The organism is Neobacillus sp. NPDC058068 (assembly GCF_042885335.1).
Lineage (GTDB): Bacteria > Bacillota > Bacilli > Bacillales > Cytobacillaceae > Neobacillus.
In genome coordinates, this window is record NZ_JBHVSI010000003.1 from 311,027 (window position 1) to 331,352 (window position 20,326).

At 44.1% G+C, this 20,326-nt stretch carries 18 protein-coding genes; 15 read left to right on the forward strand and 3 right to left on the reverse strand.

From position 1 onward, the window contains the following. The first annotated feature begins 104 nt into the window (after window positions 1-104). A complete protein-coding gene (locus ACFVSW_RS05600; protein ID WP_387313249.1) occupies window positions 105-821 on the forward strand; it encodes a polysaccharide deacetylase family protein in 717 nt (238 codons plus the stop codon). Window positions 822-1,404: 583 nt separating this feature from the next. Here the strand turns inward: ACFVSW_RS05600 and ACFVSW_RS05605 are convergent. Continuing rightward, window positions 1,405-2,766 (reverse strand): (Fe-S)-binding protein, encoded by a 1,362-nt coding sequence (locus ACFVSW_RS05605; RefSeq protein ID WP_387313251.1) that lies wholly within the window; start codon window positions 2,764-2,766, stop codon window positions 1,405-1,407. Continuing rightward, window positions 2,763-4,175, reverse strand: a complete 1,413-nt coding sequence (gene glcD, locus ACFVSW_RS05610) for a glycolate oxidase subunit GlcD (RefSeq protein ID WP_387313254.1) — start codon at window positions 4,173-4,175, stop codon at window positions 2,763-2,765. Before glcD ends, ACFVSW_RS05605 begins: the two co-directional genes overlap by 4 nt. Before the next feature lie 278 nt (window positions 4,176-4,453). On the opposite strand from glcD, the gene ACFVSW_RS05615 reads away from it, so the two are divergent. The 13 genes from ACFVSW_RS05615 to ACFVSW_RS05675 all read left to right on the forward strand — a co-directional run bounded on the left by ACFVSW_RS05615 (window position 4,454) and on the right by ACFVSW_RS05675 (window position 18,117). Continuing rightward, window positions 4,454-5,317: a Cof-type HAD-IIB family hydrolase gene (locus tag ACFVSW_RS05615; RefSeq protein ID WP_387313257.1), complete on the forward strand. Its 864-nt coding sequence runs from the start codon at window positions 4,454-4,456 to the stop codon at window positions 5,315-5,317. Between the two features lie 175 nt (window positions 5,318-5,492). Then, the gene (gene murQ / locus ACFVSW_RS05620) at window positions 5,493-6,401 is read left to right on the forward strand and encodes an N-acetylmuramic acid 6-phosphate etherase (RefSeq protein WP_387313259.1); all 909 of its coding nucleotides are present in this window, start codon (window positions 5,493-5,495) and stop codon (window positions 6,399-6,401) included. Window positions 6,402-6,425: 24 nt separating this feature from the next. Then, window positions 6,426-7,280: a MurR/RpiR family transcriptional regulator gene (locus tag ACFVSW_RS05625; protein WP_387313262.1), complete on the forward strand. Its 855-nt coding sequence runs from the start codon at window positions 6,426-6,428 to the stop codon at window positions 7,278-7,280. Between the two features lie 78 nt (window positions 7,281-7,358). Beyond that, complete coding sequence (locus tag ACFVSW_RS05630) at window positions 7,359-8,720, forward strand: PTS transporter subunit EIIC (protein WP_387313264.1); 1,362 nt, start codon at window positions 7,359-7,361, stop codon at window positions 8,718-8,720. After that, window positions 8,717-9,718 (forward strand): MupG family TIM beta-alpha barrel fold protein, encoded by a 1,002-nt coding sequence (locus ACFVSW_RS05635; RefSeq protein WP_387313267.1) that lies wholly within the window; start codon window positions 8,717-8,719, stop codon window positions 9,716-9,718. The genes ACFVSW_RS05630 and ACFVSW_RS05635 overlap by 4 nt, the downstream gene beginning before the upstream one ends. Before the next feature lie 475 nt (window positions 9,719-10,193). Further along, complete coding sequence (locus ACFVSW_RS05640; protein WP_387313269.1) at window positions 10,194-10,670, forward strand: hypothetical protein; 477 nt, start codon at window positions 10,194-10,196, stop codon at window positions 10,668-10,670. Window positions 10,671-11,131: 461 nt separating this feature from the next. Further along, window positions 11,132-11,797: a YdeI/OmpD-associated family protein gene (locus ACFVSW_RS05645; protein ID WP_387313271.1), complete on the forward strand. Its 666-nt coding sequence runs from the start codon at window positions 11,132-11,134 to the stop codon at window positions 11,795-11,797. A gap of 140 nt (window positions 11,798-11,937) precedes the next feature. Then, a complete protein-coding gene (locus ACFVSW_RS05650) occupies window positions 11,938-12,570 on the forward strand; it encodes a hypothetical protein (RefSeq protein WP_387313274.1) in 633 nt (210 codons plus the stop codon). Continuing rightward, window positions 12,567-13,229 (forward strand): response regulator transcription factor, encoded by a 663-nt coding sequence (locus ACFVSW_RS05655; RefSeq protein ID WP_387313277.1) that lies wholly within the window; start codon window positions 12,567-12,569, stop codon window positions 13,227-13,229. Before ACFVSW_RS05650 ends, ACFVSW_RS05655 begins: the two co-directional genes overlap by 4 nt. After that, window positions 13,219-14,607, forward strand: coding sequence for a sensor histidine kinase (locus ACFVSW_RS05660; RefSeq protein ID WP_387313279.1), 1,389 nt, complete (start codon window positions 13,219-13,221; stop codon window positions 14,605-14,607). The genes ACFVSW_RS05655 and ACFVSW_RS05660 overlap by 11 nt, the downstream gene beginning before the upstream one ends. Before the next feature lie 131 nt (window positions 14,608-14,738). Continuing rightward, window positions 14,739-15,350, forward strand: a complete 612-nt coding sequence (locus ACFVSW_RS05665; protein WP_387313281.1) for a hypothetical protein — start codon at window positions 14,739-14,741, stop codon at window positions 15,348-15,350. A gap of 1 nt (window position 15,351) precedes the next feature. Then, the gene (locus ACFVSW_RS05670; protein ID WP_387313283.1) at window positions 15,352-15,993 is read left to right on the forward strand and encodes a PspA/IM30 family protein; all 642 of its coding nucleotides are present in this window, start codon (window positions 15,352-15,354) and stop codon (window positions 15,991-15,993) included. 144 nt (window positions 15,994-16,137) lie between these two features. Then, window positions 16,138-18,117, forward strand: a complete 1,980-nt coding sequence (locus tag ACFVSW_RS05675; protein ID WP_387313285.1) for a S9 family peptidase — start codon at window positions 16,138-16,140, stop codon at window positions 18,115-18,117. A 52-nt stretch (window positions 18,118-18,169) separates the two neighbouring features. On the opposite strand, the gene ACFVSW_RS05680 is transcribed toward ACFVSW_RS05675, so the two are convergent. Next, window positions 18,170-19,582: a glycoside hydrolase family 18 protein gene (locus ACFVSW_RS05680; protein ID WP_387313287.1), complete on the reverse strand. Its 1,413-nt coding sequence runs from the start codon at window positions 19,580-19,582 to the stop codon at window positions 18,170-18,172. Window positions 19,583-19,909: 327 nt separating this feature from the next. Between ACFVSW_RS05680 and ACFVSW_RS05685 the strand changes: the two genes are divergently transcribed. Further along, entirely contained in the window at window positions 19,910-20,185 is a 276-nt protein-coding gene (locus ACFVSW_RS05685) for a hypothetical protein (RefSeq protein ID WP_387313289.1), read from the forward strand. Window positions 20,186-20,326 lie beyond the last annotated feature (141 nt).

Below are 20,326 nucleotides of genomic sequence, written 5' to 3' on the forward strand. Positions count from 1 at the left end.
TACTTAGAAAATGTCTAACTTCTAACATAGTTAAGAGGGTTATGGTGCAAAGTATTAAGACTTACATCTACGTAAGAAAATTTTTAAAAGGGGCTTTTATTGTTATGAAATGGGTCCGTTTCGTTATTGTCATTATCTGTTTTTATTCCAACGTTCAAACGATTGCGACTGCAGAGATGATAAAGCGAAATAAGGTGGAGCCAACCGGTCAGGTTGTCTGGGATGTGGCTACCCAGAAAAAGGTTATCGCTTTAACGTTTGACGATGGACCAAGCCCGGTCTTTACCCCACAGGTGCTCAGGGTCCTGGAGAAGTATGGTGCGAACGCCACCTTTTTTCAGATTGGCAGCCGCATGGAGCGGTATCCGGAGGTTGTCCAGCATGTGGTGGAAGCCGGCCATGAAATAGGCAATCATTCGATGACACATCCGTATGAAAATAAGGTGGGGTTCAGGCAGATGCGTCTCGAAATTATTCGCGCTGAGCAGATTATCCAAAAGTACCAGCCCAACCATGCTAAGCTGTTCCGGCCGCCGGGAGGATATTTAGACAATGCTTTACTGCAGGAGGCAAAAAAGCAAGGGTACAAAGTTGTGCTTTGGTCGTATCATCAGGAATTAAAGGACTGGTCCCAGCCAGGAGCCCAAGTCATAGCTAATCATGTGATACGCCATGCAAGAAATGGTGACATTTTACTCCTTCATGATGGCGGCGGCGACCGAAGTCAAACCATCCAGGCTCTAAAAATTTTCCTCCCTGCCCTCAAGCAAAAAGGCTACCAATTTGTCAGTGTATCGGAGCTGCTTTCGAATAAGGAATAACGGGAATGAGATATGGAATATTGGGCAATGGGGAAAATGAGGGGGCTTCACATGCGCCGGTCGAAAAGTCATCATTCTATAATTAAACTGCAATTAGAAACTTTTCATGAGAACAGATTCCGCCGTTTCCACTTGGGTTTTGTCCTCATGAACCTCTCATGAGGACAGTTGCTTTGGTTCACCCGGATTTTTGTCCTCATGAACCCCTCATGAGGACAGTTTCCGCCGTTTCCACCTGGGTTTTGTCCTCATGAACCCCTGATGAGGACAGTTTCCTTTGATTCATCCTGATTTTTGTCCTCATGAACCCCTGATGAGGACAGTTTCCTTCGGTTCACCCGGATTTCTGTCCTCATGAACCCCTCATGAGGACAGTATCCGCCGTTTCTACTTGGGGTTTTGTCCTCATGAACCCCTGATGAGGACAGTTTCCGCCGTTTCCACCTGGGTTTTGTCCTCATGAACCCTGATGAGGACAGTTTCCTTCGGTTCACCCGGATTTCTGTCCTCATGAACCCCTCATGAGGACAGTTTCCACAATTTCACCCGCATCTAAGTCCACATGAACGATGTATCCATTTTTTTACTGGGAAGAGGGGCCTGTCCCCGCGTCCCAGTTAACAGCCTCAATCAATAAATCAACAATATGAACGCCTCGCATTTTGGCGGAGAGTCCTTCTCGTTCGATTCCTAGCTGCATTTGTAATAAGCAGCCGGGGTTGGCGGTGACAATGGTTGCTGCATGGGTCTCTTTTGCTTGCTTCATTTTGTAGTCGAGCATTACCATCGACATTTCCGATTCCACGATATTATAAATTCCGGCAGAGCCGCAACAGCGGTCGGCATCGACCATTTCTTTATATTTCACCCCCGCGATTGCTTGAAGCAGAACTCTTGGCGCGGAAGCCGTTTTCATCACATTGCGCAGGTGGCAGGAATCCTGATAGGTAATGACCTGCGGCGGGAGCTCCATTTTGACTTTTTTATGAAAATCAACAGCGACTAGGACTTCGGAAATATCCTTAATTTTTGCCGCGAATGCCTTTGCCCGGTCCTTCCATTCAGGGTCGTCCTGCAGCAAGTGATCATAATCGACTAAAAAGGCACCACAGCCGCCGGCGTTGGTAATGATAAAGTTGACGTCCAATTCCTCGAAGGCAATGATATTTTTTTTCGCCAGCTCCTTGGCTGTTTGTTTTTCGCCGCTGTGACCATGCAAGGCCCCGCAGCATACCTGGCTCTCGGGGATCACGACCTCGCAGCCAGCCAATTGCAGCAGCTTCATCGTGGCATCGTTTGTTTTCAGGAACATCGTGTCCATTAAACAGCCGCTGAAAAAAGCAACCCGGTGAACCTTTTCAGCGATTGCCGGCAGATAAGCGGGCCGATTCTTCATTTCTTTCATCGTCGGCACCTTAGGCAGTATTTTTTCCATAGTAGCTAAAGTAGCTAAACTTTCAGGAAGCAGGCCCAAAAAGCCAATTTTCCGTGCTAGCGTTTGAATTCCGGAGCGCTGATAGAAACCTAGTAAGCCCACCGCTCCGCGCATCCGATTAGGGTGCGGAAATAATTCTTGAAAAACCGTTTTTCTAACGGCCCGGGCCGGTAAGGAATGTTTCTTGTTTTGATTAATAATGTCCCTGGCATCTTCTAATAAATGACCATAATTCACACCGGAGGGGCAGACCGGTTCACAGGCACGGCAGCCGAGGCAGAGTTCAAGCGAGCGCTCAAACTCTGCGTCTGGTTCAATCAGCCCGTCCACAACTGCCTTCATTAAGGCGATTCTTCCGCGCGGTGACTGCGATTCTTTGAAGCCCGATTCTATATAAGTCGGGCAGGTTGGCAGGCAAAAACCGCAGCGCATACAATTTAGCAATTCATCTTCATCCATCCGTGCTTTAAATTGTTCTTGGATTATTTCTTGCTCTTTCATTGTTGTCATCTTGTGATCACCACACGTTTCTTGCTGTCTTTGGCAAAAACCTTCCCCGGATTCATGATATTATGAGGGTCGAATGCTAGTTTAATAGCTTTCATCGCGGCAATTCCTTCAGCTTTCAGCTTCCATTCAAGATATGGGGCCTTCATTGCTCCGACTCCATGCTCCCCGGTAATTGTGCCGCCCAAGTCTATCGCTTTTTCAAAAATTTCCGCAAAGGCCTGTTCGACTCGTTCCATTTCCTCATGATTTCTTGCATCCGTGGCACAAGTAGGGTGGAGGTTTCCGTCCCCGGCATGGCCAAACGTACAAATCTCGAGCTGATATTTTTCGGCAATTTCATTAATCGTCTGCACCATTTTTGCAATTTCAGACCTTGGAACGGTCGCATCCTCTAAGATGGTCGTCGGTTTTAACCGGGCAATCGCCGATAGTGCCGCGCGCCGAGCGGTTCGCAATGCTTCGGCTTCCACTTCAGACGCGGCGATTTGAATCGAGACTGCTTGTTCCTGTTTGCATATTTCCGCCATGCTGGTTAAATCCCGTTCGACCACTTCAGCTGGGCCGTCCTGCTCGATTAATAAAACCGCCTGTACATCGGTAGGCAAGCCGATTTGCGCAAATTCCTCAACCACCTTTAAGGTTGGCTGGTCAAGAAACTCAAGCGTCGTCGGAATGATTTTATTAGCGATAATCGCTGAAACAGATTTGGCAGCGGCGTTTAAGTCTTGGTACAGGGCAAGCATTGTTTTCTTCGTTTCCGGCATGGGAATCAGCTTTAGGGTCGCCTCAGTGATAACGCCAAGTGTTCCTTCAGAGCCGACAAACAGCCGGGTTAAATCATAACCGGCGACATCCTTCGCCAGCTTTCCGCCCGTCCGGATGACGTCGCCATTCGGCAAAACTACTTCGAGCGCCATTACATAGTCCCGAGTTACTCCATATTTAAGACCGCGCAAACCGCCGGAGTTTTCATTGATGTTTCCGCCAATTGTCGAGATTTTCATCGAGCTTGGATCGGGCGGATAGAACAGCCCGAGCGCTTCCACGGCATGGATCATATCAAGGGTGATCACCCCAGGCTGGACGGTGACAGTTAAATTCTCCTCATCGATTTCAAGGATGCGGTTCATCTGTTTAAAGAGCAGGACAATCCCGCCCTCGGTCGGACATGTCCCGGCACAAAGATTCGTTCCAGATCCGCGCGGAACAATCGGCACTTGATGTTGATTACAAATCTTAAGGATCTCCGCAACTTCAGCCGTATTCCGCGGGCTAACCACAGCATCCGGCATCGATTGGAAGTTGGGTGTAGCATCATAAGAATAAACCAATCGCTCCGTTTTAGAATCATCGAAATTAGCTTTCGTCACAATCGCAATCAGCTTTTCTCTCACTTCATTCGCTAGCATTCTAATTCCCCCATCTCAACCTGTAAATACGAATATTTAATGTAAAGTATAGACCATATTAACTGCCAATGGCGAAAATTGAAACAATAATCGCGCGTTTTCAAATAAAGTGGTGTCAGGTATCATTTTCCAATAATAGTAAAATGGTGCCTGACACCACTTTCCATTAATAGTAAAATGATGTCGTGAAACGGTGTCAGGCACCAAAACGTTTTGAAATAAAATTTCAATAAAATTATAATAAAAATAAAAATAAATTACAAAGGGAGTTATATTCAGTGAGATATTCTTTATTAGCGACTGACCTGGATGGCACTTTGTTGAATGATGAGAAGGAGATTGATGTTGAAACGAGGCAGGCGATTCAAGAATACCGTCGAAGAGGCGGGAGAGTTGTGATTTGCAGCGGGCGTTCCCCGCTTTCGACACGATGGATTGCCAGCACCATTGGCTTAGCAGGAGAGCCAATTATTGCTTACAATGGAGCGATTTTGCTTGATGAGAATGGAGAGGTCAAAGAGCAGGCGATTTTTCAACATGAAGCACTATTGAATTTCTGGGAATTATGCGAGACAGAAGGCATCTATGCCCATTTTTATGAAGGCGATACACTTCTGGTCCCTAAGGTCAATAAATGGAACGAGAACTGGATTGAAAATAATATTCCTACACTTGGGAAATCAGGCGGCGGACTCAAAAGCTGTGAAAGCTTTCGGGAAAAATGTCAGGTCAAGGTCATGGAGGATTTCTACCGATACCTGAAGGAAGAGCAGCCGCAAATTACCAAAATAGCTGTATTTGATGATGGCGATAAGCTCAATGATTTTTCACAACGAATTGGCGAACTTATCACGGAGATGGAAATTAGCAGCAGTTTTAATTTCGTTAATTTAGAGATTTCTCCTAGCGGGGTGACGAAGGCGTCGGCACTATTAAGGCTGGCGGAGGAGCTTTCAATCCCTATCGCGCAAACTGCTGCCATTGGCGATAACTATAATGATTCCCTGATGCTCTCCGCTGCAGGACTAGGCATTGCTATGGGAAATGCGCCGGAAAAGGTCAAACAAATGGCAGATCAGGTAACGGGTAATAATAATGAGGCAGGAGTTGCGAACGCCATCCGCCGCTATTTACTTGATTAGGTTCCGGCCGCCTGCTCCAAGATCAATCCATTCCAGTTCATTTTGGTAAAATACTTTTCTGAAATACCATTTCACTGATTTTAAAAATATATTGAATTAATATTTCAGTAATATTATAATTAAGGTACAGGTAAACGCTTACAGCCGAGAAAGACCACAGGAGGTCAATGATACCATGGAAGAAAATCTTGAATTATTAACAACAGAATCACGTAACCAACTATCGATAACGATTGATACGGCCGAGCCAAAGGATATATTGCGCATCATGAATGACCAGGATCAATTAGTGGCATTAGCCGTCAAAGATGTTTTACCAGAAATAGAGGCAGCCGTTCAATTTGTCTTTGAATCCTTTCAAAAAGGCGGACGGCTGATTTATGTAGGTGCAGGCACGAGCGGCCGTTTAGGTGTGCTGGATGCAGTCGAATGTCCGCCTACCTTCAGCACTGACCCGGAAATGGTCCAAGGGATTATCGCCGGAGGAGAAGGGGCATTCTTGAAAGCAGTGGAAGGTGCGGAGGATCAGCCGGACCTTGGTGCTGCTGACCTTAAGGAAGTGGAGCTGACAGAAAACGATACCGTTATTGGCATTGCCGCCAGCGGACGGACGCCATACGTGATTGGGGCCCTTCGCTATGCCCGCAGTATCGGTGCGAAAACAGTCGCGCTTTCATGCAATAAAGATGCTGCCATTAGCAAGGAAGCCGACCAAAGCATTGAGGTGATTGTCGGTCCGGAGGTTCTAACGGGTTCGACTCGCTTGAAAGCCGGGACAGCGCACAAAATGATTTTGAATATGATCTCCACCTCCTCGATGATTCTTTTAGGAAAAGCTTATGAAAATTTAATGGTCGATGTTCATGTGAGCAATCAAAAATTGAAGGAACGGGCGATTGGCATCATTCGAAAAATTACCGGGATTTCCTATGAAATCGCAGCGGAAACCTTAGAAAAAGCAGACCTGCAAGTGAAGACGGCAATCGTCATGATAAAGACAGAGACAACGAAACAGGATGCGGAACAATTGTTATCAAAAGCAAATGGCTATGTAAAAAAAGCCATCGAAAATGAAGAAAAATGATGGGAATGAAAGTGGGTTTATCAGATGGCAGCAGGCGGTCTAAAAATGATCCAAAACATGCTTGAACAGCTTCCGGCTTCCGAGCGGAAAATTGCTGAATTTATTCTTGAAAATCCTCAAAGTGTTTTAAACAGTACGGTCAATGATATCGGAATCCAAGCAAATACAAGCGGCGCAGCTGTGATTAGGCTTTGCAAATCACTAGGCATAAATGGGTTTCAAGATTTAAAAGTAAGAATTGCCGGCGATTTAGTGAAGCCTGTCGAACAAGGGTATCGTGACATTGAGCCCGGTGAATCCTTTTTCACCATCGTTCAGAAGACAACCAGCAATAGCATCCAAAGCATTCGCGATACCGAAGAGATGATCAATTATGATGAATTGGAACGAGCAGTTCACACCTTGTTACCGGCGCAAAATGTGCATTTTTTTGGCATTGGCGCTTCCGGTATTATCGCCAAGGATGCCCAGCAGAAATTCCTGCGGATTCATAAAAATGCAACCGCTTTTACCGATACACATCTTGTCGCCACCTTAATTGCAAATGCCAATAAGGATGATGTGTTGTTTGGGATTTCTCATTCCGGGGAAACAGCGGAGGTCATTAAAGTGATGGCGCTGGCGAAAGAGCGCGGCGTTAAAACGATTAGTTTAACGAAATACGGGCAATCGCAGGTCGCTTCGCTTGCAGATATTAAGCTGTTTACCGCTTATTCCGGGGAAGCTCCGTTTCGAAGTGCGGCCACTTCATCAAGGCTGTCGCAGTTATATTTAATCGATATTTTGTTTTTGGCGATGGCGACCGTTCAGTACGAGGAAACGATCCATTCGATTGACAAAACAAGAGAAGCCATCCGGTTTATTAAACAAGGTAAATAAACCTTCAGGGAGGTGATGTGAACATCATTCCGTTCCTTATTTTTAAAAAAATTAACAACAGAGAGAAGGGGAATTAGCATGGCTGGAGAGAATAAAATTTTAGCAGAAAAGATCCTTGAACAATTAGGCGGCCCAGCGAATATTGGCAATTACACACATTGTATGACAAGACTTCGCGTGACACCAAATGATGAGTCGAAGGTCAACAAGGCTGCAATTAAGAAAATTGACGGGGTACTTGGGGTTGTCGAAGAAGAGACACTCCAAATTATTCTCGGTCCTGGAAAAGTTAATAGAGTGACAGAAGAGTTTGGTAAGTTAGTAGATGCAGCCGGCGGGATTGATTTGAAAGCGAAGGCAGCAAGCAACAAGGCAGAAATCAACAAAAAGAATGCAACACCATTTAAGCTGTTTTTACGAAAAATTTCAAGTATTTTCATTCCATTAATCCCGGCACTTGTAGCCTCCGGATTAATTACAGGGATTACAAAAGCGATCATTCAAGCTGAATGGCTGGCAGGGGATTCCCAGCTTGCAACCATCTTAACGGTCATTGGCAGCGGATTATTTGGTTACCTTGGAATTTTGGTCGGTATTAATGCGGCGAAGGAATTTGGCGGGTCACCAGCACTTGGGGCACTTGCTGGTATCTTAATCATTAACCCAGCTGTTGCAGGAATCCATTTGTTTGGCACAGATTTGCTTCCTGGACGCGGCGGTTTAATTGGCGTTCTGTTTGCCGCGATTTTTATTGCCCTTGTCGAAAAACGAGTTCGCAAGTTTGTTCCACAATCTCTTGATCTTTTTATCACACCAACGGTTGCTTTATTGGTTACTGGTATTGTTACTTATCTTGTATTTATGCCGCTTGGTGGTTTCGTTTCAGATCTTATCACAAAAGGATTAACCTCTCTCCTTGATATGGGTGGGGTAGTAGCAGGCTTTGTCCTCGGGGCAACCTTCCTGCCGCTCGTCGTTACTGGTTTACATCAGGGCTTAACACCTATACATCTTGAGTTAATTAATTCAACAGGCATTGACCCGCTTCTTCCTATCTTAGCAATGGGTGGCGCTGGGCAAGTCGGAGCTGCGTTTGCGATTTACTTTAAGACGAAGAAAACTCGCTTAAAAAGAGCGATTGGCGGTGGTCTGCCTGCAGGAATTCTCGGTATCGGGGAGCCGCTTATTTTCGGGGTAACGTTACCATTAGGCCGTCCATTCTTAACCGCTTGTCTAGGAGCCGGTGTCGGCGGAGCCTTCCAAGCAGCGTTCAAAATCGCAACGGTCGCAATCGGAGTATCTGGATTACCACTTGCGTTCCTTGTGGTAACAGGTCAAGTTCTCCTTTATTTATTAGGGGTATTAATTGCGTATGCAGCCGGTTTCTTGTTTACGTACCTATTTGGTTTCAAAGACGATATGGCTGGTGAATTTGATTGATTGGAATTTCCTTTTATTTAAATGATCCTCAAGCTGCGGCTCGGATCGAACTTGCCGGGAAAAAAGGTGTGAAGCGGGCGTTTACCTCGCTTCACATTCCCGAAGAGTCCGGGGATTTAGCGGACCGTGCTAGACATTTGCTGCAAACAGCAAAGGAAGTAGGAATCGAAGTTTATGCAGATGTATCGGCGCGGACACCTGCCCATTTGGGATTGGAACGTCTGGATGAGTTAAAATCCTTAGGGGTAATCGGTTTGCGCTTAGATGACTTTTTTGAGCACGAAACGATTTTGAGCCTGGCGAAGGATTTTAAGCTTGCGCTTAATGCCAGTATCTTGTTTGAGGAAGATTTGCAAGCGCTGATTGCCGGCGGGTTATCGGCAAGTCAGCTGCTTGCCTGGCATAATTTCTATCCAAGGCGTGAAACTGGATTAGCTCAATCCTTTTTCGACGCGCAAAATGAGCTTTTTAAACGGTATGGGATTCCGGTCAGTGCTTATATTCCAGGTGACGGGGAGAAACGCGGTCCGTTGTTTGAAGGGCTGCCCACTCTCGAGGACCATCGTGAAGTGGATCCGTTTATGGCGGCGCTGGAATTGTTTCAGGCGGGTGTCGAAGATGTATACATCGGTGATCCAGAAGTAAGTGCAGATCTTTTGGAAAAACTAATCGGCTTTGACCATCATCGCCAGGTTTCGATTCGAGTCGAAGGGCTTCAAGCGGGAGAATTCCGGCTCCGCCCTGATTTTTCCCGTGATGTTCTTCGGTTAATGGATACGAGAAGTGCAGATGCAGTCGCCCCGGAAAATACGGCGCCGCGGCCTGTTGGCACGATCACGAGAGACAATGATCGCTACGGACGCTATCGCGGCGAAGTCCAAATCACCCTCCGCGACCTCCCAGCCGACGAGCGAGTCAACGTAATTGGAAGAGTTATAGAAGAAGACCTGCCACTTCTCAGCTTCCTCAAACCAGGGCAAACCATAAGATTAATTTAGGGACATGGGGACAGACTCTCCGTGTCCCATTTTTTTTAATTGGGGCGCGGTGAATGCCCCAAAACGCCACGACCTATCCAATCGTTTTAGGCGGCAAACTAAACTTTTCTATCAACTGCTTGAGGAGGTTGTTAAAACCATTTTTCTTTTATTGCTAAATGTAAATCTAATCCATAATAAGGAATAGTAAGATTCTCTTTGATAAAAATCTCCTTGAGGTCATTAATGCTCTTTTTAGCGTGATTTAACATCTTTTCTATCACTTGTTTTATAGTGCTATTTTCTGTGCTTTGCCCCTCTCGAAGGATAATGGTGTCAGGCACCTTTTAGGGTTTTTCGGAAGTTTAAGCGGTGACAGGAGCCACATATAATTTTTTCCAATATTATCAAAAAGTCTTTATTTTATAGGAAAATAGTGTTATTTTTAAATGGTCTGAAAATTGAAATTTATAGCCATCTGTATGAGGGGAAAGATATGAAAAAATTTTATTTACCATTTTTAATGGTCATTATTCTAGTAGGTTGTCGAACAAATAAAACAATTGAAACAAATAAAACATTTTTAACGTATAAAAGCGCTTTAGAATATGGGCTACAAGAAGAGGGAATTACCAAAGATGATATCATTGATGAAGTTAAAGTCGGTGGTGAACAATTTATTATTTTTATAAACCCTAATCTAGGGGATTCAATAGCAACTGCTAACATTAATGTAGACAAAAATGGTACTTATACTTGGAACCTAGTCGGTTCAAGAGTTGTTTTTTCAATGAGTTTAGATCATCATACTCCTTCGACAAAGGGTGAATTTCAATTATTGTCCGGAAAAAAATTTAATGTTTATCTGGGAATGGATGAAACTAACCTACCGTCGATGGTAAATGGCGAAGAACTCAAATACGATAAAAAAAGAAAGATATACTATAATATTAGCGAAAACACAGATCTTTAAAGGGAAAATGGGACATGCTTCCTTGTCCCTTTTTTAAAATATAGCTCTGTTATAACTGAATGTTGATTTCACAGTGTTTGAAAAATAAACGGTGAAATTCCGTTTAAATTGGGAAATATCCATATTTCCTTAAAAATAAAGGAAGTTTTTCCGTTTATATTATCCAAATCTTTGGATTTTGTCTTATTTAGAGCAGTTAATCGGAATATCTCCGCTTATATCTGCTTCTTAAGCTTCCTCTATATACAATAGCAGGAAATTCTCCCCCTATGACCGGGGTGCTTGCGCTTTTTTATGTTCATTGTTGTGTTGGAGCCGGTGATTTTGGACAGTTTCAAAACCTTTTGTACCTTTAATAGAATCAGAGTAGAAATCTGTGAATTTTCTAAATTCAAAAGGTTGTGAACTCCAACAGGAATTCGTACACTAAGGAAGAAAAAATATAGGTAAGGTGGATAACGATGACTAAAACAATAGTAGAAAAACTGAACTTACAAAAGTATAAAAAAGTTGCAGTATTGAATTTGCCAGACGGTGCGAATTATTTAGCAGAGTTAGCAGATTATGATACAGAGCTTGCAGACAGTAAATATGATCTGATTTTTGCTTTTGTGCTTGATATGGAATCCTTGAAAGAACTCGTAAATAAGGTGATCCAAAAGGATTATCTAAATAAAAACGGCTATCTCTATTTGGCTTATCCAAAGAAGGGGAACAAAGTCTATTCAACGTTTATTCATCGCGATGATTTATTAGATGGCTTGGGTGCAGATGGAGGGAGTTATCTTGGGTCAAGTAACATTAAATTTGCGCGGATGGTAGGATTAGATACGGTCTTTACGATTGTCGGATTAAAAGAAGACTCACGAGGCAAAAATCAAGTATCTACAAAAGCAAGTCAATGTGTAGATGATTATATAGCAATGATTCCAGATGTAGAAAAAGATTTGCAAGATACTCCAGATTCACTTGCTTTCTATCAGTCACTCACTCCAGGATACCAGAAAGATTGGGCCCGTTATGTGTATAGTGCTAAACAAGAAGCAACCAAAGAAAAACGACGAGAAGAAATGAAACTAATCTTGGGAGAAGGATACAAGAGTCGGGACTTATATTCAAGAAGATAGGGACATGGGACAGGCTCCTTGTCCCATTTTTATTACCAATTGGGACGTAGTGCCTAACCCCGTGTCGCACCTATTTTTTCACTTTCTTTTCACTTTTTTTATGTATGATGGTTTTATTAAAGTTAATGGAGTTGACTATGATGAGAAAGTGGAAGGTTTATATTCCGGCAATAATCATTTTGTTTTTTTGTGCGGCATTAATAGCATATGAATTTTTTCTTTCACCAACTGGAGGTCCCGGCGGTCATGGACACCATCCAGAAGGCGGGTTCCACTCAAAGGGTCAGAGTTCGTTTCGGGGAATTTTCAACTGGCTTGGTACTATTGCAATTATCGGCGGAGCCATTACGTATTCCTGGGTACGATTTAAGAAAAAATTAAAATCCTCCTCTCCGTTTATTAAAAAGTTTTCAAAGCTTTTATTCCGTGTGCATAATCTAATTGGCTATGGTATTTTAATTCTAGCTACAGCACACGGCGCCTACTATCTTTTTACGGAAAAGCTAACAGGCAAGGGCGTTCTGAACGGTATTGCAGCATTTCTCCTTCTATTAAGCGTTGGAGTATATGGATTTTTAATCAGACGAATAAAGAACAAATACACGAGGAAAGTCCACTTTTGGGTAAGCAATGCATCCCTGATTGCCCTTCTTATTCACGCAGGGGGATCCTTTATTTTACCGGCTATTGGGACACTGGCGGTATGGGGCATTTTTGAGATAGCTGAGAGGACGTCTTCGCAAAAGCAAATCGCAGAGGGTGAGGGTATTTGAATATTTTACTGGCTGAAGATGATACACGGCTTGGACAGCTGATTTCACACATGCTGAAAAAAAAGGGCGGCTACCGTGTCGATTGGGTTGAGCAAGGAGAGGATGCCTATGATTACGCTCTCGCTTCCCATTATGATGTGGTTATTCTCGATTGGATGATGCCAGTGAAGGATGGTATTTCCGTTTGCCGCGAGCTCCGATCAGAAGGATATGGCGGTCCGATTTTAATGTTAACCGCAAAGGATGCCGTCCAGGACAGGGTCGAAGGTCTTGATGCGGGAGCCGATGATTATCTGGTGAAGCCGTTTGAAATCGATGAACTATTGGCCCGGCTTCGTTCACTGTCACGCCGTAATTTTGCTCCGATTCAGGAGGAGTCCGTTTCATTTGGCCAGTTTACATTGAATCGGACAAGCCGGAACTTAGCGGTTTGTGGAAATGAGATTCAGCTGTCCCCAAAGGAATTTCAATTGCTCGATTTGCTGCTGCAAAACAAAGGGCAAGTGCTGACAAGGGAACTTATCCTTGATCGCATATGGGGATATGATGCCGATGTTTCTTATAAAATTGTCGATGCAACCGTGAAGCTTTTACGAAAAAAACTGGACGTGGATATCATTCATAGTATCCGCGGGGTAGGGTATAAACTTGAAGGATAAATTACGCAAAATCGTTCAACGCATTTTTGGCGGAGATGTTTTAAACCGGACGCAAAAGCGTTTAACACTCTATAATAGTGGATTGCTGATGATCTTCCTTTGTCTTTTCGCGGCGATTGTCTATTTGCTTTTATATACGGCAATGACCTATCAGGAACAGCAGACATTACAGAATTTGATTCATCAAACGGTCTACTATCAAGAAGAACTCGAAACTAAATCGGATAATCCGCGGGAAGATCTGTTAATGTCCGGCAATGAAGAACTGTTTTATTATTCAATCGTCAGTTCCTCAGGGGAAGTGCTTGCAGGAAATAGCAGGATTTCTCCTAGTCAAGCTATTACTGATAGCATCCGCGGCTGGGTCCCGAGGGTGGGAGAAACACAATCGAAGGAAATTACCGTCTCACCCCCTCCAGAACGAGGTGAAAGGCATTCCCATGATGAGCATTTTAAAAAGCACAATATTCATCTCCTGCTTGCCGGGCAGCCTATTTATAAAGGAAACCAAATAACAGAGATTGTTTACGTAGGAATTGACCAAACTTCACACCTTAGGCTGTTAAAAATATTATTATGGATTCTATCAGGACTGATTGTATCCTTTTTTCTGGTTGCTTTAGGGGTCAGCCACAAAATGGCAAAAAAGGCAATGGTTCCGGTCCGCCAATCGTTCAAACGTCAACGGGAATTTGTCGCTGATGCCTCACATGAGCTGCGGACGCCATTAAGCGTGCTTTATACCTCTCTTGAAGTGTTAGATTTAGAGGAAGAAAATCATTTTTCAGATTACTCCCAGCAAGTAGTGGAGGATATGAAAGATGAAGTGAAACGGATGACAAAGCTTGTCGGCGACCTATTAACACTTGCGCGCGTTGATTCTGGTGTGGCAAATATGAATATGACGGCATTCGATATTGCTCCAGTAGCTATGCAGCTCATCCGTTCGATACAGCCTGTCACTAAACATAAAGACATTCAAGTAACTGCAAATATTCCGCCGGCATTGCAGGTTGTTGGGGATATCGAAAAGCTAAGACAGCTATTTTACATTTTATTGGATAACGCGATCAAATATACACCTGCGAATGGTCAGGTATCGGTCACAATAGCGGTTCAAGACAAACATTGGCACCTAAGGGTAAAAGATACAGGTTTAGGCATTCAGCCGGAAGACCAGCAGAAGATTTTCGACCGGTTTTTTCGAGCTGATAAGCATCGTTCCCGTCAATTAGGCGGTGTCGGCCTGGGCCTTTCCATTGCCCATTGGATTGTCGCCTCACACGAAGGTTCAATAACAGTTGAAAGTGAATTCGGAAAAGGGAGTGAATTTATCGTCCGAATTCCACTTTCACTAAAGCAAGCTGCCACTGGATAAGTGGCAGTTTTTTTTCATATTAAAAAAACTCTTAAAAACTTTTTAAATAATGATAGTGTAGGTTCTATTTTTCACTCTTTTTTCTCTTTTCTTTTTTATAATCCATCTATCAACAGGAAAGGGATGATGAAGTGAAAGAGAAAAAGAAGAAAAAAGGCTGGAAGTGGTTTTTGCTAGGGATTGGGCTAGTAGCCCTGATCTCTCTTGCCATCCTATCTACCGGCATGGATGGAAGGCGGCATCTAAATGATCTCTCAATGCCAAAGCAGGCGGAAGGAGTCATGCGGGACACGTTCCAGAAGGGCCGGGATATTGCTGGCAATTTCAATATGAAGTCCTTTCATGAGCGAGAAGACGCAGGCCGATCCGGTATGCAGCATGGTCCGAAATTCGAGGGGCATGATGTAGAAATGATGGGACATCGCCATGGTTTACATGACCATCACGGTCCCGAAGCTGGTAAATACTTATTAGGATTAGGTGCATTGTTTGCATTGCTGCTTGGTTGGTACTTGCGAAGAGTGAGAGGGAAGAAGCTTCTGGGAAATCTATTAATTATAGTAGGAATTCTTCCAATCCTTCCGTTTGTGCTCATAGGTATACTCATTTACTGGTTAGTAAAAAAGGTCCGTTCAGGCAAACAAAACGTAGTATCAGAACCGCTTTCTCATTTTCCTGATAGCTCGGTAAACGCACAGCTTTTGGATGAATGGGAACGTAAAATGAAAATGGAGGAGAAATAAGATGAACTTATTTACAAGAATTAAAAATTTGATAACTGCAGATCTTCACGGAGTTTTGGATAAGTGTGAAAACCCAATGACCATGCTTCAACACCATTTACGCGAAATGGACGGGCAGGTTGCCGAGGCAAAGAAAGCTTTAGCCCATCAATTTTATTTAGAAAAAAGGTATGAAATATTAATCGCCGCCGGAGAAGAAAATGTTGCCAAGCGTGCCCGCCAAGCGGAGCTCGCCATTGCAAAAGATGATGATTCGATTGCTAAAATTGCCTTACAAGAAAAAATCACCGAGGAAGCTAAAGTTCAAATGCTCCAGAATCAAGCTGCGATTACGAAAGCGAACACAGCGAAACTGATTGAACAAATTGAAAAACTAAAAGCGAATTATCAAGAATTCCAATTCAAGAAATTAGAGTTAGAGTCAAAAGTTCATGCAGCAATGGCAATCAAGCAAGGACAGGAAATGGTGGAAGCCTTTCAATTCAAAGGTAGTTCAAAGGGAATAGCAAAAGCACAGGAATATGTGTACAAGCTTGAAGCAGAAGCACTGGCAAGCCAGCATTTTTACACATCATCACCCGTCATCTCCGTTGAACTTCACGACGAAGTAGAAAAACAACTTGCAAGCTTAAAACAAGCATAAGGGACAAGGGGACAGGACAGGCTCCTTGTCCCTTTTTCATTATCACTTTGGACGCGGTGCCTGTCTCCGTGTCCAAAGCAGGAAAAAATATTTCCATTGTCGAAATAAATAGTGTACGAGATTTATGAATGGGAGGCAGCGACAATGGCAGGGAGAAGAGGAATTCAGTCGGAGGAATTATATCAATTAAAATCGGTGGCAAACCCACAGTTTGCTCCTGATGGGAAGTTCTGCGTTTATGTGCAAACGACGATAGACGAGGAAGCGGATGAATATCAGGCACATTTATTTTTCCATACACTTGAACCGGGCAGCGAAGCGGTCCAATGGACATTTGGTAAAGGGCGGAATCACTCACCGTGCTGGTCGCCTGATGGAGCGCAAATTGCGTTTGTATCCAATCGGACCGGGAAAAATCAACTTTACCTATTAAGTGTGAATGGCGGGGAGGCGCGGCAATTAACGTCTCTTCCTAGTGGAGCGAGCAATCCAGTTTGGTCTCCGGATGGAACAAAGCTTGCGTTCAATACTTCGTTTAAAACGGATAAAACTATTTTTGACAAAGAAGAAAAAAAGACTGTGCCGCTTGAAGTGACGAAGATGAAATATAAATCAGATGACGGGGGCTTTTGGCAGGGGGATTTCAAACAAGTAGCACTCGTGGATGTGAAAAGCGGCGATCTAACGCAGCTTACAGAAGGCGAGCATGATGTAAATCTCTATTGCTGGTCACCAGACGGAAAGTATCTCGCAGTTGGCGCTGATTTTTCGGAAGAAACGGATTCATCGTTTATCCATGATGTGTATTTGTTGGACATTGCTCAGAAGGAATTCATTCCCGTGACAAATGGGACCGGCTATTTTGGAAGCGTGTCTTGGTCGCCGGACGGGAACTACCTTGGGATGCTTGGACACGAGCGGGAGTTTGAAAATGCGACCCATCCGAGGGTCTGGCTTTACGAAGTCCATTCGAAAAAGTTCTCTTGTTTGACCCGTAATTGGGATGTGCCTGTGGGCGATTTTACCGTCGGCGATTTTCAGCAGGGAGCAGTATCCCCAGGATTATTGTGGTCGAATGACAGCAAGGGATTCTATTTTATTGGCTCGGAACATGGCAATACGAATATTTATTTCAGTGATGTGAACGGCGGCGAGATTCAGCCGGTTTATTCGGACGGCGGCCATGTCTATGGCTTGTCGATCAATAGCGCAACGCAAAAAGCAGTCATCGCGTTAAGCAAGCCGACAGCAATCAGCGATCTGTATCTCCTCTCGCTAAGCGGCGAGCCGTCTTCACTTGAAAAATTGACCGATGTAAACGGGGCGATTTTGGAAAATATCACCTTGTCACAACCGGAGCCGGTGGAATTTTCAGGAGCGGATGGCCGGAAAGTTCACGGCTGGATGATGAAGCCGCTTGGCTTTGAAGAAGGGAATAAGTACCCGTTAATCCTCGAAATTCACGGCGGCCCGCATGCGATGTATGGAAATACATATATGAATGAGTTTCAACTATTGGCGGCCAAAGGCTTCGCGGTATTGTATGTGAATCCGCGCGGCAGCCACGGCTATGGGCAGGAATTTGTCAATGCAGTGCGCGGCGATTATGGCGGCGGCGACTACGAGGATTTAATGCTTGCAGTTGATTTTGCGTTGGAGCACTATGACTTCATTGATGAAAATCGCCTCGGTGTGACGGGCGGCAGCTACGGCGGTTTTATGACGAACTGGATCGTCGGCCATACGAACCGCTTTAAAGCAGCAGTGACACAGCGTTCCATCTCAAATTGGATCAGCTTTTACGGTGTCAGCGATATCGGCTATTATTTCACAGAGTGGCAAATTAAGGCGGATTTCCGCGATATTCAAACGCTTTGGAAGCATTCGCCGCTTGCTTATGTAGAAAACGTGGCGACACCATTATTAATTCTCCATAGCGAGAAGGATTACCGCTGTCCAATCGAGCAGGCAGAGCAATTGTTTATTGCCTTAAAACGTTTAGGTCAGAACACAAAATTGGTCCGCTTCCCTGAAGAAAACCACGAGCTTTCCAGAAGCGGGAAGCCAAGCCTGCGCAAAAGCCGCTTGGATTACATCGTGAACTGGTTTGAGGAGAATTTATAATTTTTTGATGGGGGAAAAAGGCCGGATTCGAGATGAATCCGGCCTGATTTTTTCAACTAAGTTTTTTTATCGTAAAATTATCATTCAACAATGCCCAATTCTGCGGGTAAGGATAACCTAAGACCCAGTAGCTGACACCGCGAAGATTATATTGTTTGACCAGGTTGAACTTCGCTTGGGCGCTGCGGGCATCCTCAAACCAAACTTCGTGACCGCGGCCTTGTTCATCTACGTAGCGGAAAAACGGTGATTGCGTTGTTGCATCATATTGAATGGCAGCACCGTATTTTAATGCCCGTCTTACCGCTTCCTGCGGGCTAAACGTCTCGGCTTCCTGCCCTTTAACATGGGGGAGGAGCCAATCCCTTGCATAAATTTGGAAGCCTAAAAATATTTTCTGAGCTGGCATAACCGTAAGGGCATACTCAACCACTTTTCTCATTTCGGTAATCGGCGAGATTGCCTGCGGCGGTCCAAGTCTGTATCCCCATTCATAGGTCATTAACACGACAAAATCGGCAATTCGCCCATGTGCCGCATAATCGTGGGCTTCATATAACAGACCAGATTGGGTCACACTCGTTTTTGGGGCCAGGGCAGTTGAGACAAAAAATCCTTTAGGGTGTAAGGCATTAACCACTTGCTGGAGGAACTGATTATATGATTCACGGTCATCTGGCAGCACATTTTCGAAATCAATATTTATCCCTTTATACCCTTTGCTATCCATCACTTGAACAATATTTGTGATGATTTTTTCTCTGATGTCTGGACTTGATAAAATGACATGAGCTTCATTTGATCCGGCATGTGTAGCTGTAAAGTTAGTCAACGACATCATCGGGACGGCATTTTTGGCCTTGGCTGCCGCAATCATTAATGGATCTTTAATTGGACTTAATGACCCATCTTCCAGAATCTTATAAGCAAATGGGCTGAAATAAGTTAAAAATTGTCCCAGTTCCTTAACGGTTTGAGCCCCTGCATCATCTGATTGATACGTATAGGCGTTGACTTCAATAAGTGGCTTTTTCCGTGGAATCACCAACTGCATGCCGATGGAAATCAGATTCGGGTTAGCAATTTGATTTTCACTGCTGATGGCTTGGACTGTTGTGCCGTAACGGCTGGCAATATACGCTAAGGTTTCTCCGGGTTGGACCACATGTGTAATGGCCGGAATAAAAATGGAGGTACCGGGATATAAGAGGTTCGGGTTTGTTAACTGGTTTGCCTGGATAATCGTATTGATTGTCACCCCATATTGCTGCGCGATTGACCAAAGTGTTTCCCCGTATTTGATGACGTGAGATGTGCCGGGCTTAGGAATGACTAACGATTGTCCGACGGCTAACTGATTGGCGTTTGGCAATTCATTGAGCTGAACAATAGAATTCATATTCACTTTATAACGATTTGCAAGCTGCCACAATGTTTCGCCCCTATTAACGACATGAATAATCACTAGAATCACCACCTGGGCGTTTTCATTAATGTACTATATGTATTCGTTACTAAAAAGTGCCTATAAAGTTTAATTTCTAGCGTTTGGTGATCCACGTTAAAGCTAAAAAAAGCCGAATCATTGTGAAGTAAATATAAGTATAACAAAGGTAACTAATAGTCCCTTTTAGAAAAAAAGACGTTTTCGCGGCCGGTTCCAGATCTTTATATAGGTATTCCCCTCTTTACAGCGAAACACTTTTATTCCGATTAGTTTTAGAGGAGTAAAAATTTCCTTCATATGCAAAAGCGGCATACCAAAAACCTCCAAAAAATAGTAGTAGTTAAAATGATATCGCATGCATGGAAGGTGGGAAATCAATTTTTCTCGATAAAAACCGACTCCATTCGGAAAAAGCAAAAAGTATTTGCCGGTATTTCCCGAGAAATGACGTTTCTTGTCTCAAGAGTGTCAGGCACTATAAAAAAAACAGCCCCAAAACGAGGGGCTGTTGCAACTATTCTTGAATGTACGAGCAGTGGTCTTGTCGACCGAATATTCCTTCAAGCGGAAAGCAGTAAGCGACCGAAGCCAAGAGATACCGTCGAGTTCGGTAGCCAATAAGGGATATAAGCGACCGAAACCAAGAGATACCGCTGAGCTCGGTAGCCAATAAGGGTTATAAGCGACCGAAGCCAAGAGATGCCGTCGAGTTCGGTAGCCAATAAGGGTTATAAGCGACCGAAACCAAGAGATACCGTCGAA

Bases quoted from the DNA above. Each gene is read 5' to 3' on its own strand.
- ACFVSW_RS05600 (WP_387313249.1), top strand. From the start codon at position 105: ATGAAATGGGTCCGTTTCGTTATTGTCATTATCTGTTTTTATTCCAAC.
- ACFVSW_RS05605 (WP_387313251.1), bottom strand. From the start codon at position 2,766: ATGACAACAATGAAAGAGCAAGAAATAATCCAAGAACAATTTAAAGCA.
- glcD (WP_387313254.1), bottom strand. From the start codon at position 4,175: ATGCTAGCGAATGAAGTGAGAGAAAAGCTGATTGCGATTGTGACGAAA.
- murQ (WP_387313259.1), top strand. From the start codon at position 5,493: ATGGAAGAAAATCTTGAATTATTAACAACAGAATCACGTAACCAACTA.
- ACFVSW_RS05625 (WP_387313262.1), top strand. From the start codon at position 6,426: ATGGCAGCAGGCGGTCTAAAAATGATCCAAAACATGCTTGAACAGCTT.
- ACFVSW_RS05630 (WP_387313264.1), top strand. From the start codon at position 7,359: ATGGCTGGAGAGAATAAAATTTTAGCAGAAAAGATCCTTGAACAATTA.
- ACFVSW_RS05640 (WP_387313269.1), top strand. From the start codon at position 10,194: ATGAAAAAATTTTATTTACCATTTTTAATGGTCATTATTCTAGTAGGT.
- ACFVSW_RS05645 (WP_387313271.1), top strand. From the start codon at position 11,132: ATGACTAAAACAATAGTAGAAAAACTGAACTTACAAAAGTATAAAAAA.
- ACFVSW_RS05650 (WP_387313274.1), top strand. From the start codon at position 11,938: ATGAGAAAGTGGAAGGTTTATATTCCGGCAATAATCATTTTGTTTTTT.
- ACFVSW_RS05670 (WP_387313283.1), top strand. From the start codon at position 15,352: ATGAACTTATTTACAAGAATTAAAAATTTGATAACTGCAGATCTTCAC.
- ACFVSW_RS05675 (WP_387313285.1), top strand. From the start codon at position 16,138: ATGGCAGGGAGAAGAGGAATTCAGTCGGAGGAATTATATCAATTAAAA.
- ACFVSW_RS05685 (WP_387313289.1), top strand. From the start codon at position 19,910: ATGATATCGCATGCATGGAAGGTGGGAAATCAATTTTTCTCGATAAAA.